Raw genomic sequence first — 17,215 nt, forward strand, 5'->3', positions numbered from 1 at the left:
AATCATCCCGCGTTGACCGCTTTTCTGGCGCAGCCTGCGAGCTTGACGCTGCCGTTAAGGTTAACGATGAGTGGGCGATTCCACCGCGTGACGACGCGGCGCTGTCGGCCAGCGATGGGCCGCCCGTGCAAGGCATCCGCTCAAAAAGATGCGGGCGTGGCCGACCGGCGTCCGTTTGCAGGCGCGGGGCAGCCGGCCGATCGGCGCACGACCCGGTGGATGGAATTAAAGTGCCACGTTGGTCGGCTGTGCTTTTGTCGGTCAGCGGCTACCGCTATGCTGACGGCCATTCAAGCAGGAGCGATCGATGAGCAAGGTCAGTGTGCTGGTAGTGGATGACGCCCCCTTCATTCGGGATCTGGTCAAGAAGGGCTTGCGCAGTCATTTTCCCGGCATCCGCATCGAAGACGCGGTGAACGGTCGGAAGGCCCAGCAGATGCTCGATCGTGAATCTTTCGATCTGATCCTGTGCGACTGGGAAATGCCCGAGATGTCCGGGCTCGAACTGCTCACCTGGTGTCGCGCTCATGAAAAGCTCAAGACCACGCCGTTCATCATGGTCACCAGCCGTGGCGACAAGGAAAACGTGGTACAGGCGATCCAGTCCGGCGTGTCGGATTTCATCGGCAAGCCGTTCTCCAACGAACAGCTGACTACCAAGGTGCGCAAGGCACTGAGCCGGGCCGGCAAGCTCGATGCGCTGGCCGCCAGCGCGCCCGTACGGCCGACCAGCACCGGAATGGCCAACGACTCGCTGGCCGCGCTAACGGGGGGTAAGGCCGAGGTCGTCAGGCCGGCTGGCAATCCCGCAGCGCCGGCGGCGTCCGCGGCACCGCTGATCCGCCCCGGCGCGCCCAGACCCTCGGCTTCTACCGCCGGGCGCGGTCAGGGCCAGTTGCGTCTGGCATCGGGCACGCTTGCCTGTGTGATAAAAGCCTTGAGCCTCAAGGAAGCTGCGCTGGTGATCAAGCGGGGTGATGATCTGCCACAGGTTCTTGAAAGCGCCGTGCTCGATCTGGAACAGGGCGAGGGCGGCGAGGTGGCGCGCCTCAATGGCTATCTGCACGCGGTCGCGGCGCTGGAACCGAAGCCTGACAGCGAATGGCTACAACTGACGTTCCGCTTCGTCGACCGTGACCCGCAAAAGCTCGACTATCTGTCGCGGTTGATCGCGCGTGGTACCGCCCAGCGGCATTTCGTGCCGGGCGCCTGAGACGGGCGCGAAAAGGTCATCTGGCGCAAGGAATGCGGCTCCGTTCATCCGAAAGTCGCCTCATCGGAGGAACGATTTCACAGCCCGATGGTCGGCGGCTCGCGCACGCCTCGCTGCGCTGCTAGGCTGCGGTGCTCTGAACACTTGACCACATGAAGTCTGCCGTTATGTTGGGGCGCCTCTTTCTTTGTCTTGGGTTGTTCTGGCTGGCATTGCCCGCCTCGGCCCTGACCATCTACAAGTACACCGACGCCAATGGCGTGGTCACGTACAGCGACCAGGCCGCGCCGGGCGCGCAGGTGTTTGCGTTCAACGACCGCATGGTCGAAAAGCTCGATACCCAGGTGAAGCTGGAGACCCGCAAGCACGCCGCCGGCGAAACCCTGCTGGTGCGCAATGACCTGTTTGCACCGGTGGACATCGAGCTTCAACTGAACGGTGTCGAGAATGTGACCGGCGCGCCGGACAAGCCAATCCGCTGGGTCTTGCCGCCGCGCAGCCAGATCAGGCTGGCGACGCTGGCCCCGCTCGATCCCGACAAACCGATGAAATACACGCCCAGGCTGCGCCATGCCCTGGGCGATCCGCGCCTGATACCCAAGCCCTACCGCTACCCGCTGCCTTGGCAGGGCGGGCCGTTTCGCCTGACCCAGGGCGCCAACGGCAAGTACAGCCATTTCACCCCCAAGGGCCGCTATGCCGCCGATATCGCCATGCCTGAAGGCACGCCGATCGTCGCGGCGCGCGGCGGCGTTGTGGTGCGGGTGGAAAACAGCCAGACCGGGCGCGGCAACAACCCCTCCGGCAACTACGTGCGAATCATCCATGACGACGGCACGATGGGGGTTTATCTGCACCTGATGAAGGGGTCGGTCAGCGTCCGGGAAGGTCAGCGAGTCGGCACCGGCATGGTCATCGCGCGATCGGGCAATACCGGAAACAGCACCGGCCCGCATCTGCACTTCGTCGTGCAGCGCAATGTCGGGCTGGCGGTCGAGTCGATTCCGTTCGACTTTTCCCAGCCGGTCAACAGCCTGCCGAATTTCGCCGTGGGTGGCGACTGAGCGCAGCCAGGCTGCGTAGGCGTTAGGCTGAAAACAGCTGGGCGCCCGTTTGCAGCGGCTTATCCGGGCTGCAGGTCAGTCCTGCTTGAGCACCTTGGCCAGCACGATCTTCGGGCCGCGCATCTTCTTGATGACGATCTGCAGGCCCTCGATGTACAGCACCTCGTTTTCTTCCGGTACCCGCTTCAGGGTCTCGTAGATCAGGCCGGCCAGGGTGTCCGCCTCGATGTGATCGAGGTCGACGTCCAGCAGCCGTTCGACCTTGAACAGCGGCGTGTCGCCGCGTACCAGCAGCTTGCCCGGCTGATAGGCGAGGATGCCGCGTTCGGTCTTGCGGTGTTCGTCCTGGATGTCGCCGACCAGCACCTCGAGCACGTCCTCCATGGTCAGGAAGCCCACCACCTTGTGGTCGCCTTCTTCCACCAGCACGAAATGCGCGCCGCCCTGGCGGAACTGGTCCAGCAGCGCGTTGAGTGGCAGGTGGCGGGAGACCCGCTCCAGCGGCCGCAACAATGCGCCGAGGTCGAAGTGCTGCGCCAGCGCATCGTCGCTGGCCAGCGCCAACAGCAGGTCCTTGATGTGCAGCAGACCGATGTATTCGCCCTGTTCGGCATCGAACACCGGGTAACGGCTGTATTTGTGGCGTCGAATCAGCTCGAGGATATCGCCCAGCGAGGCGCTGTGCTCCAGTTGCAGCAGGTCTTCGCGCGAGTTGGCCCAGTCGGCCACTTCCAGTTCGCTCATTTCGACCGCCGAGGCGAGCACCTTGATGTCCTGGTTGGCCGGGTCGAGCGCGCGGTTGGAGTGCAGGATCAGCTTCAACTCCTCGCGACTGTAATGATGTTCGTGATGCCCGCCGGGCTCGCCCTGCCCGGCGACCCGCAGGATTGCGTTGGCGCTGGCGTTGAGCAGGTAGATCGCCGGGTACATGGCCCAGTAGAACAGGTACAGCGGCGCCGCCGTCCACAGCGACAACAGCTCGGGCTTGCGGATCGCCCAGGACTTGGGCGCGAGCTCGCCGACCACGATGTGCAGGTAGGAAATGATGAAAAACGCCGTAAAGAAGGCGATGCCGTGCACCACTGCTGGCGATTGCACGCCGACCGCAGCCAATACCGGTTCGAGCAGGTGGGCGAAGGCAGGCTCGCCGACCCAGCCGAGACCGAGCGAGGCCAGGGTGATGCCCAACTGACACGCGGACAGGTACGCATCCAGCTGGGAGTGCACCTTGCGCAGGATATGCCCGCGCCATCCATGCTGCTTGGCAATGGCTTCGACCTTGGTGGCGCGCAGCTTGACCATGGCGAATTCCGCCGCAACGAAAAAACCGTTGAGCAGAACCAGGAACAGGGCAAAGAGGATCAGGCCGAAATCAGCGAAGTAGGAGGGCGCGGTGTAACTAGGGGAAGGGTCCATTAAAATGTCGGGTAGTCGAAGACGGCACCAAGCATGGGGCCGGCTCTCGGTTATTTCAAGGCGCGGGCGGTGACGATGGTCGGCAAGTGCTGGGCGCTCAGCGAACGATGGCCTGGGACAGCGGGAAATGGCAGGTGAAGGTACTGCCTTTGCTCGGCGTGCTGTTCACGTCCAGGCGGCCCTGGTGGCGCAGCAGTACATGCTTGACGATGGCCAGGCCCAGCCCGGTCCCGCCGGTGTTGCTGGCGCGGCTCGAGTCGACGCGGTAGAACCGTTCGGTCAGGCGCGGCAGGTGTTTGGACTCGATGCCGATCCCTGAATCCTGCACGGCCAGATGCGCGCCATGCTCGTTGTGCCACCAGCGAATTCGTATCTCGCCGCCGTCCGGGGTGTATTTCACGGCATTGAAGACGAGATTGGAGAACGCGCTGCGCAACTCGGCCTCGCTGCCTTTGAGCACAAGCGTGGGGTCCGCCTCGAGGTTGATGACATGGTTACGATCGGCGGACAGCGCGAGGGCGTCGCCTCTGATGGACTGCAGCAGGGCGGCGACGGCCACCGGCTGGGTCTTGGTCGGCGGGCTGGTCGCCTCCAGCTTGGCGAGCAGCAGCAGGTCGTTGAGCAGGTGCTGCATGCGTCCGGCCTGCTGGTTCATCTGATTCAGCGCCCGCGTCCAGCGCGGCGGCATCTCCTCAATGTGCTCGAGCATGGTTTCCAGGTAGCCGGAGATGACCGTCAGCGGCGTGCGCAGCTCATGGGACACGTTGGCGACGAAGTCTTTGCGCATTTGCTCCAGCTGCTGCAGGCGGGTGATGTCGCGCACCACCATCAGGTGCTCGCTGTTGCCATAGCGGGTGATGGTGATCTGCAGCCAGAGGCGGTCGTTGACCGGCGATGACAGCTCCAGCGGCTCTTCGTGGCGGCCGCTGTCGAAATACTCCTTGAAACTCGGGTGGCGCACCAGATTGCCGACCGGGTGCCCGGTGTCCTGTGGTTTCTTCAGGCCCAGCAGGCGCTCCGCGGCGGGGTTCCACCATTCCAGGTTGCCGTCGCTGTCGAGCATGACCACGGCGTCCTTCAGCGCTGCGGTTGAACCCTGGACGCGGTCGATCACCGACTGCAACTGGCCGCGCAGGCGCAGGTCGCGGCGCTGCATCTGATACAGATTGTCGAAGATGTCGCCCCACAGGCCATGGGCGTCCGGCGGCGGCTCGTCCGGCTGGCTGCGTCTGAGCCATTCCTGCAGGCGTCGCATCTGATGGAGCGTCCAGCCGAGATAGCCGATCAGGCCCGCGACCAGCGCCCAGGCATACTCACCCGTGATCAATCCGACCAGCAGGCAGCCGGCCAACAGCAGAAGCAGCTGACGCACCAGCGCGCCTTGCCAGTCTTGGTTCACCGCTAACGCTCCTTGAGGCAGCTTGGGGCTGGCCGGAAATCATGTTTGCCAATACCGGCGCAGGCAGCTGGCCTGCGTGAACGGATACCCGATCGTGCCACTGCACGCCGCGCGTATGGGTGGCGTTCAGCTCTTGGTGGAAAAACGATAGCCGGTACCGCGCACGGTCTGCACCAGGTTTTCGTAGGTCTCGCCCAGTGCCTTGCGCAGCCGGCGGATATGCACATCCACGGTGCGTTCCTCGACGTACACATTGCCGCCCCACACTTGGTCGAGCAATTGACCGCGGGTATAGGCGCGTTCCTGATGGGTCATGAAGAACTGCAGCAACCGATACTCGGTCGGGCCCATATCCGCAGGGGTGCCATCGATGGTGACCCGATGGCTGATGGGATCGAGCAGCAGGCCACCGATTTCGATGGGCGTCTCGTTGTCGCTGGGCGCCGCGCGGCGTAATACCGCTTTCAGGCGCGCCACCAGCTCACGGGGCGAGAACGGCTTGGTGATGTAATCGTCCGCACCGACCTCCAGGCCCTGGATCTTGTTGTCCTCGGCATCCTTGGCGGTGAGCATGATGATGGGCGTATTGGCGGTCATTTCGTCACGCTTGAGGCGGCGGGCCAGCTCGATGCCGGACGTGCCGGGCAACATCCAGTCCAGCAGAATCAGGTCAGGTTGACGATCGATGATCAGCGCGTGGGCCTGCTGCGTATTGTCCGCCTCGAGGCATTCGTAGCCGGCCATTTCAAGCGCCACCACGATCATCTCGCGGATCGGTGCTTCGTCATCGACGATCAGTATGCATTTGCCGTTCATGTCCGCTCTCGGTCCGTTTCTTGTCGCTCGGCATTAGATAACGGAAATGTTGCAGGGATGTGACAGATCATGGCCTGTGGCTGTGGGCGAGCCGGGCGGCTGCGCCGTACGCCATGGGAGCATCGCGCGGTCATCCAACCCTGTTCGCGTAATCGAGGATGATCCCGGCGAGGATTGCCAGGCCCGCCCAGTGATTATGCAGGAACGCCTTGAAACAGGCCTGCGGCTTGCGCGAGCGGGTTTTCCAGAATTCCCAGGCGAAGCAGGCAGCCGCGATAGTCAGGCCCAGGTGGAACCACTGGCCAAGCTCGAAGCGCACGCCGGCCAGAATCAGGCAGAACAACGCCAGCCCTTGCAGGATGAGAACGATGATCCGGTCAGCTTCGCCAAACAGGATCGCGGTGGATTTGATCCCGATCTTGAGATCATCTTCGCGATCGGCCATGGCGTAGTAGGTGTCGTAGCCCACGGTCCAGATCAGGTTGGCGATGAACAGCAGCCAGGCTTCGGGTGGCAGCACGCCGCGCTCGGCGGTGAATGCCATGGGGATGCCCCAGGAAAAAGCCGCGCCGAGCACCACCTGTGGATAGTAGGTGTAGCGCTTCATGAAGGGGTAAAGCGCTGCCACGCCCAGTGCCCCGAAAGACAGCCAGATAGTCGCCGCGTTGGTCAACAGGACCAGGCCGAAGCTCAGCCCCACGAGCACCGCGAAGAGAACCCAGGCTTCCCTCGGCGTGATCCTGCCGGTGGCCAGCGGACGGCCCTTGGTACGGCTGACATGACCGTCGAAGTTGCGGTCGGCGAAATCGTTGATGACACAACCTGCGGCGCGCATCAGGATCACGCCGAGCACGAAGATGATGACGTTCTTCACGCTGGGCGAGCCTTCGCCGGCGATCCATAGCGCCCAAAGCGTTGGCCACAGCAGCAGATAGGTGCCGATGGGCCGCTCCAGGCGCATCAGCTGTATGAAGTCCCAGGCGCGCGGGTGCAGGCGATTGCTCGATTGCAGCAGCTTTTGGTACATCGACGGGGTCTCCAATCAGTTACGGAATGTCGGCGCGGCCCGACCGGCAGTCTGGCCGGCCTTCAACAATCGATCCGTGCCGCGTGCCACAGCGCGGGCAGAAACACTTCGGCCACCAGTACGCGCAAGTCGCCCTGGATAAAACAGGAGCGTCTCGCCCACAGCTGTTCCTGGCGAACCGCTTCGGGTAGCCAGGCGGCGGGATAACGGCAGGCTTGCAACGGGCCGCGAGTGAAGGCGCGATCGCTGAACAGCAGCTCGCCGAGCGAGCGACTGCCAAGGCCTTGCAGGTCTAGGCCCGACTGCTCCAGCGCGGTGCGGGCCGCAACGCTACGGGCGAAGACCCAGGGCTGCAGGCGCCCCCGCAGGTACACCTCGCGGACCCACCCCTGGCTGCCGTTGGACACCCCCAGGGCTCCGCATTCGTCGTCGCGCAGGGTCTGCCAGCCTTCCTCGAGTGGCACCACGCTGAAGGCGCCATCGGCCAGCGCGGTCAGGCGCCGCGTCAGCGAGCCTTTATCGACGAACAGCCAGTCGTGCACGGCGGGATCGAGCGGAGCGGGAAGGTGGGCGGCCGATAGCCAGGGTTGAAAGTCAGGCACGAGCGATAGTGATAGTGAAAAAGAGCGCCGAGTCTAGCACGCGGGCCGAACGGCAGCGTGAAGCCTGGCGCCGCACGCTGGGGTCGGATGCAGGCCTGACGTCTCGCGGTTCAGCCGCGTCCTTACGTCCATCCTTCCAGGCGCATGGTGGCGCGAACCAGGCGCTGCTCCTCCTGCTCGATCTCCTTGAGGTTGTCGCGGATGCTATGGATGTGGTCGCGTGCGGCGCGTTGTGCCTGATCCGGCAGGCGCTCGGTAATGGCGTGGTACAGCCGCGAATGCTGGCGATCGATCTGCCGCTTCTGCATCGGTCGGTGATACAGGTTGTTCACCGAGGCGAATACGGTGGACAGCATGAGGTCAGTCAGCGATTGCAAGGTATGAACCAGCACCGGGTTGTGCGACGCCTCGCTGACTGCCAGGTGGAATGCGTGATCCAGGCGCGCATGCTCGCGGGGGTCGCCGCCTTCCGCTGAATGTGCTGCCAGCATTTCCTCATAGCGGCGACGCAGCAGCACGAAATCGGCATCGGTGCCGCGCAGCGCCGCCAGCCGGGCCGACTCGCCTTCGAGCAGGGCGCGGACTTCAAGCAGGTCGAACAGCGTGCGGGGCTGGGAGTTGAACAGGTGCATCAGCGGGCTGGCGTCCTGTTCGCCGGACAGCTTGGCTACGTGGGAACCGCGGCCGTGAGCGGTTTCAATGATCCCCCGGCTGCGCAGTACGCGCAGCCCTTCACGCAGCGCCGACCGCGAGATGCCGAGCTTTTCACACAGCCGACGCTCCGATGGCAGCGCCTGGCCGACCTTGAGCACGCCGTCGACGATCAGGCGCTCGATGCGCTCGGCCACCACGTCCGCCAATTGACGACGATCCGGTGTGTTTTCGGGCAACATAAGGCCTCTCCTGACTGGTAGGACCACTTTGGAAGAAGTCTACTACAGCTGAAGGAGAGACCGGTACAGGCCTTATTGCACGTGATATCTCGAGTAATCGGGTGAAAGGGAACTGAAAGAAACTGGTAGGACCAGTGGTTTTCAGTGTGGACGACGCAGGACATCGGGCCGATGATGCGTCAACACACCGCAGCTGGCCGTGCTGACGGTGAACAATCAAGAGCACCGACTGCCATGAATATCCTCTACGACGAACGCGTCGACGGTGAGCTGCCCAAGGTCGACAAGGCGGCACTGCTCGCCGACCTGCAGGCGCAGTTGCCCGACATGGACATCCTGCACCGTGGCGAAGACCTCAAGCCCTACGAGTGCGATGGTCTGTCCGCCTACCGCACCACGCCGATGCTGGTGGTATTGCCCGAGCGCGTCGAACAGGTCGAAACACTGCTGAAAATCGCGCACAAACGGGGTGTGCCGGTCGTTGCGCGTGGCGCTGGAACCGGGTTGTCCGGCGGCGCATTGCCGCTGGAACAGGGCATTCTGCTGGTGATGGCCCGCTTCAACAAGATTCTCGAAGTCGACCCGGCCGGTCGCTTCGCTCGTGTCCAACCTGGCGTGCGCAACCTGGCGATTTCCCAGGCGGCGGCGCCTTATGAGTTGTATTACGCCCCGGACCCCTCATCGCAGATCGCCTGTTCGATCGGCGGCAACGTGGCGGAGAATGCCGGCGGCGTGCATTGCCTCAAGTACGGCCTGACCGTGCATAACCTGCTCAAGGTCGAAATCCTCACCGTCGAGGGCGAGCGCATGGTGCTCGGCTCCGACGCGCTGGACTCGCCGGGCTTCGATCTGCTGGCGCTGTTCACCGGCTCGGAAGGCATGCTCGGCATCGTCACCGAGGTCACGGTCAAGCTGCTGCCCAAGCCGCAAGTGGCCAAGGTACTGCTGGCTGCGTTCGATTCGGTGGAGAAGGCCGGCCGCGCGGTGGGCGACATCATCGCGGCAGGGATCATTCCCGGCGGTCTTGAAATGATGGACAACCTGTCGATCCGCGCCGCCGAGGATTTCATCCGGGCCGGCTATCCCGTGGATGCCGAGGCGATCCTGCTCTGCGAGCTGGACGGCGTCGAGGCTGACGTGCACGACGACTGCGCGCGCGTCGGCGAAGTGCTCACGCGGGCAGGGGCCACGGAAGTGCGGCTGGCCAAGGACGAGGCCGAGCGGGTCAAGTTCTGGGCCGGGCGCAAGAACGCCTTCCCTGCGGTCGGGCGAATCTCGCCGGACTATTACTGCATGGACGGGACCATCCCACGTCGCGAGCTGCCCGGCGTGCTCAAGGGCATCGCCGATCTGTCCGAGCGCTTCGGTCTGCGCGTGGCGAACGTGTTTCATGCCGGCGACGGCAATATGCACCCGCTGATTCTCTTCGATGCCAACCAGCCAGGCGAGCTGGAGCGCGCCGAAGAGCTGGGCGGAAAGATCCTGGAGCTGTGCGTCGAGGTGGGCGGAAGCATCACCGGTGAGCACGGTGTGGGGCGCGAGAAGATCAACCAGATGTGTTCACAGTTCAACGCCGATGAGTTGACGCTGTTCCACGCCGTGAAGGCGGCGTTCGATCCGAGCGGTCTGCTCAACCCTGGCAAGAACATCCCGACGCTGCACCGTTGCGCCGAATTCGGCCGCATGCATATCCACAACGGCGAGCTGCCTTTCCCCGAGCTGGAGCGCTTCTGATGTCCGTATCTGCACACGACGCCAGCGCGCAGCTGGTCGACCAGGTCAACCAGGCACTCGCCGCCAACGCCCCGCTGCGCATCCAGGGTGGCGGCAGCAAGGCGTTTCTCGGCCGTGCGGTCGAGGGCGTGCTGCTCGACACCCGTGAACATCGCGGCATCGTCAGCTATGACCCGACCGAACTGGTAATCACGGCACGTGCCGGCACGCCCTTGGTCGAGCTGGAAGCTGCGCTGGAAGCAGCCGGGCAGATGCTGCCTTGCGAGCCGCCGCATTACGGGCCCGATGCCACGGTTGGCGGCATGATCGCCGCCGGCCTGTCCGGACCGCGTCGGCCGTGGAGCGGTTCGGTGCGCGATTTCGTGCTCGGCTCGCGCATCATCACCGGTCAGGGCAAACACCTGCGTTTCGGTGGCGAAGTGATGAAAAACGTTGCGGGTTACGACCTGTCGCGCCTCATGGCCGGCAGCTTCGGCTGCCTCGGCGTGCTCACTGAAGTCTCGCTGAAGGTGCTGCCCAAGCCGCGCCTGTGCCGCAGCCTGCGGGTGGAGATGCCGGTTCCCGGAGCGCTGCTCAAGCTCGCCGAATGGGGCCAGCAACCCGTGCCGATCACTGCTGCGAGCCACGATGGGCAGGCCCTGTATCTACGTCTGGAGGGCGGTGAGGGTTCGGTAAATGCGGCCTTTGAGCGTATCGGTGGCGAGACGCTGGACACCGCTTACTGGAACGAGCTGCGCGAACAGCGACTGGGCTTCTTCAGCGATGCGCGCCCCCTGTGGCGTCTCTCGCTGCCAATCAATACGGCCGAGCTGGCACTGCCCGGCGACCAGTTGATCGACTGGGGCGGTGCCCAGCGCTGGCTCAAATCCGATGCCGATGCGCAGACCATCCGCGCCATCGCAAGCGAGGTCGGCGGTCACGCCATCTGCTTTACCGCTGGCGCCACTGGCAGCCCGTTCCAGCCGTTGGGCGAACCGCTGCTGCGTTACCACCGTCAGCTCAAGGCCGCGCTCGACCCGCAGGGGATTTTCAATCCCGGCCGACTGTATTCCGAGGTCTGAACCATGCAAACGAATCTCAGCGAAGCCGCGAAGAAGCTGCCGCGTGCCGAGGAAGCCGAGAGCATCCTGCGTTCCTGCGTGCATTGCGGTTTTTGCAATGCCACGTGCCCGACCTATCAATTGCTCGGCGATGAGCTCGATGGGCCGCGTGGGCGCATCTACCTGATGAAGCAGATGCTCGAAGGGGGTGAAATCACCGAGAGCACCCAGACCCACCTGGATCGCTGCCTCACCTGTCGCAACTGCGAGACCACCTGCCCGTCCGGCGTGCAGTACCACAACCTGCTGGATATCGGTCGCGGTTTCATGGAACAGCAGGTTCCGCGTTCCACTGGCGAGCGCCTGCTGCGCGCTGGGCTGCGCACGGTGATTCCACGTGCTGGGCTGTTCAAGACGCTGCTGAGCACCGGCAATGTCTTGCGTCCGCTGATGCCGGCGACGCTCAAGTCGCACCTGCCACGCCAGGTCACTCCGGCCAAGCCGCGCCCTCAGCTGCTGCATGCGCGTCGCGTGCTGATCCTCGAAGGGTGCGTGCAGCCGAGCCTGTCACCCAACACCAACGCGGCCACCGCGCGGGTGCTCGATCGTCTCGGTATCAGCGTTTCGAGCGCGCGTGAAGCCGGTTGCTGCGGCGCGGTGGACTACCACCTCAATGCCCAGGAGGCCGGCCTCGACCGTGCCCGGCGCAATATCGATGCCTGGTGGCCTGTCATTGAAGGCGGCGCCGAGGCCATTGTGCAAACTGCCAGCGGGTGCGGGGCCTTCATCAAGGACTACGGTCATCTGCTGCGCGACGATCCGGCCTACGCAACCAAGGCTGCGCGAGTCAGTGCACTGGCGAAGGATCTCGTGGAAGTGCTGCGCACCGCGGAACTCGAGCGTCTTCGGGTCAGGACCGACAAGCGCATGGCGTTCCATTGCCCGTGCACGCTGCAACACGCACAAAAGCTCGGTGGCGCGGTCGAAGACGTGCTCACGCGACTGGGCTTCCAGCTCACGGCCGTACCGGATGCGCACCTATGCTGTGGTTCGGCCGGCAGCTACTCGATCACCCAGCCCGAGCTTTCCAGGCAGTTGCGCGACAACAAGCTCGCCGCGCTTGAAAGCGGTAAGCCGGAAGTGATCGTCACCGCCAACATCGGTTGTCAGACGCACCTCGATGGCGCCGGTCGTACGCCGGTGCGGCATTGGATCGAAATCGTCGAAGAGGCGATGGCCTGACGCCGCGTAGTCGGAATGAAACAGACAGGTCGCAGCCTGAACGGCGCTGCGGCGACCTTACCGAATACAAAAAAGGAGAGAACATGAAAACCAAAGCCATGCTGACCCAGACCGAAGTGACCGCCATCCTCGCCGCTGCGCGCACCGAAGCGCAGAACAATGGCTGGGCCGTGACCATCGTCGTCGCCGATGACGGTGGCCACCCGCTGGCGCTGGAGCGCCTGGACGGTTGCGCGCCGATCGCCTCCTACATCGCCACTGAAAAGGCCCGCAGTGCCGCCGTCGGCCGCCGCGAAACCAAGGGCTACGAGGACATGGTCAACGGGGGACGCAACGCGTTCCTCTCTGCGCCGGTGGTCTGCTCGCTGGAAGGCGGCGTGCCGGTGATCGTTGACGGCAACGTGATCGGTTCGGTTGGCGTTTCCGGCGTGACGGCTACCCAGGACGCACAAGTAGCCAAGGCCGGTGCGGCAGCAGTCGGCAACTGACAGACGAATTCAGGAGAAAAGAACATGACCGAACGCGTAACCCTGGGCCGTCTCCAAGTTGCGGCCAACCTGCATCGTTTCGTTGAAGATGAAGTCCTGCCGGGCAGCGGCGTCGAATCGGCCGCCTTCTGGAGTGGCTTCGATCAGCTGGTCCATGACCTGGCGCCGAAGAACCGTGCGCTGCTCGCCGAACGCGACCGCCTTCAGGTCGAACTGGATAACTGGCACCGCAGCCATCCCGGTCCGATCACCGACATGCCGGCCTATCGCGCCTTCCTCGAGTCCATCGGCTACCTGCAGCCCGAGCCGGCCGACGTGAAGATCAGCACCAGCAATGTCGACAGCGAAATCGCCACCCAGGCAGGCCCTCAGCTGGTCGTCCCGATTGGCAACGCTCGCTATGCGCTGAACGCCGCCAATGCGCGCTGGGGCTCGCTGTATGACGCGCTCTACGGCACCGACGCGATCAGCGAAGAGAACGGCGCGCAGAAGGGACCGGGCTATAACGAGGTGCGTGGCGCCAAGGTCATTGCCTTCGCCCGCAACTTCCTCGACCAGGCGGCCCCGCTGGCCGAAGGCAGCCATGCCGATTCGGTCAGCTACCGCGTTCAGGACGGTCAGCTCAAGGTCACGCTCGAAAACGGCAGCGTCACCGGCCTCAAGCAGCCGGAGAAGTTCGTAGGTCATCAGGGTGAAGCGGTCGAGCCGACGGCGATCCTGCTGAAGAACAACGGCCTGCACGTCGAGATCCAGATCGATCCGAATAGCCCGATCGGCCAGACCGACGCCGCGGGCGTCAAGGATCTGCTGGTCGAAGCGGCCGTGACCACCATTATGGACTGCGAAGATTCCACTGCTGCGGTCGATGCCGACGACAAGGTGCTGGTCTATCGCAACTGGCTGGGTCTGATGAAAGGCGACCTGGTCGACACCTTCCAGAAGGGTGGCAAGGCGATGACTCGCCAGCTCAACCCGGATCGCGAATACATTGCAGCTGACGGTTCGACACTGACCCTGCATGGCCGCTCGCTGTTGTTCATCCGTAACGTGGGTCACCTGATGACCAATCCGGCGATCATCGACGGCGAAGGCCACGAGATTCCCGAAGGGATCATGGACGGCGTGCTGACCAGCCTGATCGCCAGGCATGACCAGCAGCGCAAGGGCAACTCGCGCACCGGTAGCGTCTACATCGTCAAGCCAAAGATGCATGGTCCTGCCGAAGTCGCCTTCACCGACGAGCTGTTCGGTCGTGTCGAAGATCTGGTGGGCCTGCCGCGCCACACCCTCAAAGTCGGCATCATGGATGAGGAGCGCCGTACCAGCGTCAACCTCAAGGCGTGCATCGGAGCCGCGAAAAATCGCGTGGCCTTCATCAACACCGGCTTCCTCGACCGCACCGGTGACGAGATGCACAGCATCATGGAAGCCGGCGCCGTGCTGCGTAAGGGTGACATGAAGAGCACGCCCTGGATTCAGGCCTACGAGCGCAACAACGTGCTGGTCGGGTTGAACTGCGGGTTGCGCGGCAAGGCGCAGATCGGCAAGGGCATGTGGGCCATGCCCGACCTGATGGCGGCGATGCTGGAGCAGAAGATCGCGCATCCGAAGGCTGGCGCCAACACCGCCTGGGTACCGTCGCCGACCGGCGCCACGCTGCACGCCCTGCACTACCATCAGGTGAACGTTCAGGACGTGCAGGCCGAGCTGGAAAAAATCGACCTGAGCGCCGAGCGCGAAACACTGACCAACGATCTGCTGACCATCCCGGTCGCGCCGGAGCGCAACTGGACGGCTGAGGCGATCCAGCAGGAGCTGGACAATAACTGCCAGGGCATCCTCGGGTACGTGGTGCGTTGGGTCGAGCAGGGTGTCGGTTGCTCCAAAGTGCCGGATATTCACGATGTCGGCCTGATGGAAGACCGCGCCACGCTGCGCATCTCCAGCCAGCACCTGGCCAACTGGCTACACCACGGTGTGGTCGACGAAGCCCAGGTCCGCGAAACGCTGGAGCGCATGGCCAAGGTGGTCGACCAGCAGAACGCAGGCGATCCGGCCTACCGTCCGATGGCGACCGACTATGCTCAGTCGGCGGCGTTCCAGGCCGCTTGTGACCTGGTGTTCAAGGGCCGTGAACAGCCCAGTGGCTATACCGAGCCGCTGTTGCACGCCTGGCGCCAGCGTTTCAAGCAGCAAAATCGGGTTTGAGGACATTCAGGAGATTGCTGATGGCTGGCGAAGGCCGGTCATTGGCGTAACTTTGCAAGCCCCGGGCGCGTAATGGCGCCCGGGGCTTTCGAGCATGGGGGGCGGGTCGACGTGACGGTCGATCAGCACCTTTGGATGCCGTGAAGTGTTTGGCATCCATGCGGGGCGCCGGGGTTTCCCGGAACAAGAAGTGGTTGAGAACAAAAAACAAAGGAACCCAACAATGAGTCAGACACTGCTGTCCATACTGGCATTCGTGCCACTGGTGTTGGCGGGCGTACTGCTGATCGGCTTTCGTTGGCCGGCCAAATACGCGATGCCGCTGGTTTTCGTACTTACTGCGCTGATCGGCCTGCTGGCATGGGACATGACCTTCAATCGGGTCCTGGCTTCCACGCTGCAAGGGCTGATCCTCACCGCCGCGATCCTCTGGATCATCTTCGGCGCCATCCTGCTCCTCAATACCCTGAAACACTCGGGCGGCATCGCTTCGATCCGGCGCGGTTTTGCCAACGTCAGCCCTGACAAACGGGTGCAGGTACTGATCGTGGCGTGGTTGTTCGGCTGCTTCATCGAGGGCGCTTCGGGCTTCGGTACGCCGGCAGCCGTGGCGGCACCGTTGCTCGTCGCGCTGGGCTTTCCGGCCCTCACGGCGGTAGTGCTCGGCATGATGGTGCAATCCACGCCGGTGTCCTTCGGGGCGGTGGGCACGCCGATTCTGGTCGGTGTCGCCGGTGGTCTCGATCAGGCGACCCTCGGTGGCCAACTGGCCGCGGTGGGTAGCAACTGGGAAACCTTCTTCCATCTGATCTTCTCGCGCGTTGCCATCATCCACGCGCTGTGCGGCATCCTGATGCCGTTGATCATGATCTGCATCATGACTCGCTTCTTCGGCCGTAACCGCTCCTGGAGCGAAGGCCTGGCAATGGCGCCGTTCGCCATCTTCACCGGGCTTGCGTTCGTCATTCCCTACGCCGCGGCTGGCGTGTTCCTGGGGCCGGAATTCCCATCGATGATCGGCGCTCTGGTCGGTCTGGCCATCGTTGTTCCGGCGGCCAAGGCGGGCTTCCTGTTGCCCAAGAGCAGCTGGGATTTCGCGCCGGCCAGCGAGTGGCCGGTGGAGTGGATGGGCAAGATCGAGATGAAGATCGACGACGTCGCCGGACGCACGCCGATTTCCGTACCGATGGCCTGGGCGCCCTACCTGCTGCTGGCGCTCTTCCTGGTACTGTCCCGCGTGTTCCCGGGGCTTAAATCGGCCCTGATGTCGGTGAGCTTCGGCTGGAAGGATATCCTCGGGGAAACCGGTGTGTCCGGCACGCTGGAGCCGCTTTATCTGCCAGGCGGGATTCTCTGCATGGTGGTGCTGGCGACGTTCTTCCTGCATCGCATGAAGGCTCGCGAACTGGGCGCAGCGATTTCAGAGTCGAGCAAGACGCTGCTGGGGGCAGGCTTCGTGCTGATCTTCACCATCCCGATGGTACGGATTCTGATCAACTCCGGCGTCAACGGCTCCGATCTGGTCTCCATGCCGGTGGCCATGGCGCAGCTGGTGGCCAACAGCGTCGGCGGCGTCTATCCGTTCTTCGCACCTGCGGTGGGTGCGCTTGGCGCCTTCATTGCCGGTTCCAACACCGTGTCCAACCTGATGCTGTCGCAGTTCCAGCTCAACACCGCCGGCCTGCTGGGTATTTCCGGCGCGCTGATGGTGGCGTTGCAATCGGTGGGTGCGGCGGCGGGGAACATGATCGCCATTCACAACGTTGTCGCGGCTTCGGCCACGGTCGGATTGCTGGGACGCGAAGGCATTACCCTGCGCAAGACCATGCTGCCGACGCTGTATTACCTCGTACTGGCTGGCATCATCGGCCTGGTCGGCTTCTACGTGATGGGCATCAGCGATCCGCTGGTGGGGGCTGCCGCGGCTAGCTGATAGCTGCAGGCGTACCCGGACGGGCGGCTCAGGCCGCCCGTTTCGTTTTGGGCGGGACATCGTCGATCGGTTTGTCCCGACGGCGGGTATCGAGGTTTGGCGGGCTGCGCCGTTCTGGTATAGCGTGCAGCGCAATCGAC

General features: G+C 63.8%; 14 protein-coding genes. 8 read left to right on the forward strand and 6 right to left on the reverse strand.

The annotated features are described in order from the left end of the window. Positions 1–307: 307 nt before the first annotated feature. Positions 308–1,213 carry a response regulator gene (locus GQA94_RS05215; protein WP_158187080.1) on the forward strand — a complete coding sequence of 302 codons (906 nt, stop codon included), beginning with the start codon at positions 308–310 and terminating at the stop codon, positions 1,211–1,213. A 167-nt stretch (positions 1,214–1,380) separates the two neighbouring features. Beyond that, the gene (locus tag GQA94_RS05220; RefSeq protein WP_158190035.1) at positions 1,381–2,277 is read left to right on the forward strand and encodes a peptidoglycan DD-metalloendopeptidase family protein; all 897 of its coding nucleotides are present in this window, start codon (positions 1,381–1,383) and stop codon (positions 2,275–2,277) included. Positions 2,278–2,352: 75 nt separating this feature from the next. On the opposite strand, the gene GQA94_RS05225 is transcribed toward GQA94_RS05220, so the two are convergent. From GQA94_RS05225 to glcC, 6 genes are all read right to left on the reverse strand, one after another. After that, positions 2,353–3,693, reverse strand: coding sequence for a hemolysin family protein (locus GQA94_RS05225; protein ID WP_158187081.1), 1,341 nt, complete (start codon positions 3,691–3,693; stop codon positions 2,353–2,355). Positions 3,694–3,790: 97 nt separating this feature from the next. Next, entirely contained in the window at positions 3,791–5,092 is a 1,302-nt protein-coding gene (gene phoR, locus GQA94_RS05230) for a phosphate regulon sensor histidine kinase PhoR (RefSeq protein ID WP_158187082.1), read from the reverse strand. A 126-nt stretch (positions 5,093–5,218) separates the two neighbouring features. Next, a complete protein-coding gene (gene phoB / locus GQA94_RS05235) occupies positions 5,219–5,908 on the reverse strand; it encodes a phosphate regulon transcriptional regulator PhoB (RefSeq protein ID WP_158187083.1) in 690 nt (229 codons plus the stop codon). Between the two features lie 130 nt (positions 5,909–6,038). Continuing rightward, a complete protein-coding gene (gene ubiA, locus GQA94_RS05240; RefSeq protein ID WP_158187084.1) occupies positions 6,039–6,935 on the reverse strand; it encodes a 4-hydroxybenzoate octaprenyltransferase in 897 nt (298 codons plus the stop codon). A gap of 62 nt (positions 6,936–6,997) precedes the next feature. Beyond that, entirely contained in the window at positions 6,998–7,537 is a 540-nt protein-coding gene (locus GQA94_RS05245; RefSeq protein ID WP_158187085.1) for a chorismate--pyruvate lyase family protein, read from the reverse strand. A gap of 122 nt (positions 7,538–7,659) precedes the next feature. Beyond that, the gene (glcC, locus tag GQA94_RS05250; RefSeq protein WP_158187086.1) at positions 7,660–8,430 is read right to left on the reverse strand and encodes a transcriptional regulator GlcC; all 771 of its coding nucleotides are present in this window, start codon (positions 8,428–8,430) and stop codon (positions 7,660–7,662) included. Positions 8,431–8,664: 234 nt separating this feature from the next. Between glcC and glcD the strand changes: the two genes are divergently transcribed. The 6 genes from glcD (at position 8,665) to GQA94_RS05280 (ending at position 17,075) form a co-directional block, all read left to right on the forward strand. Continuing rightward, positions 8,665–10,164, forward strand: coding sequence for a glycolate oxidase subunit GlcD (gene glcD / locus GQA94_RS05255; protein WP_158187087.1), 1,500 nt, complete (start codon positions 8,665–8,667; stop codon positions 10,162–10,164). Continuing rightward, positions 10,164–11,225, forward strand: coding sequence for a glycolate oxidase subunit GlcE (gene glcE / locus GQA94_RS05260; protein WP_158187088.1), 1,062 nt, complete (start codon positions 10,164–10,166; stop codon positions 11,223–11,225). Before glcD ends, glcE begins: the two co-directional genes overlap by 1 nt. A 3-nt stretch (positions 11,226–11,228) precedes the next feature. Next, a complete protein-coding gene (gene glcF / locus GQA94_RS05265) occupies positions 11,229–12,446 on the forward strand; it encodes a glycolate oxidase subunit GlcF (RefSeq protein ID WP_158187089.1) in 1,218 nt (405 codons plus the stop codon). A gap of 83 nt (positions 12,447–12,529) precedes the next feature. Continuing rightward, the gene (locus GQA94_RS05270; protein ID WP_158187090.1) at positions 12,530–12,934 is read left to right on the forward strand and encodes a heme-binding protein; all 405 of its coding nucleotides are present in this window, start codon (positions 12,530–12,532) and stop codon (positions 12,932–12,934) included. Between the two features lie 24 nt (positions 12,935–12,958). Beyond that, positions 12,959–15,142, forward strand: coding sequence for a malate synthase G (locus GQA94_RS05275; RefSeq protein WP_158187091.1), 2,184 nt, complete (start codon positions 12,959–12,961; stop codon positions 15,140–15,142). Positions 15,143–15,365: 223 nt separating this feature from the next. Then, positions 15,366–17,075 (forward strand): L-lactate permease, encoded by a 1,710-nt coding sequence (locus GQA94_RS05280; RefSeq protein ID WP_158187092.1) that lies wholly within the window; start codon positions 15,366–15,368, stop codon positions 17,073–17,075. Positions 17,076–17,215: the final 140 nt, after the last annotated feature.

The sequence above is a fragment of the Stutzerimonas stutzeri genome (genome assembly GCF_009789555.1).
GTDB classification, from domain to species: domain Bacteria; phylum Pseudomonadota; class Gammaproteobacteria; order Pseudomonadales; family Pseudomonadaceae; genus Stutzerimonas; species Stutzerimonas stutzeri_R.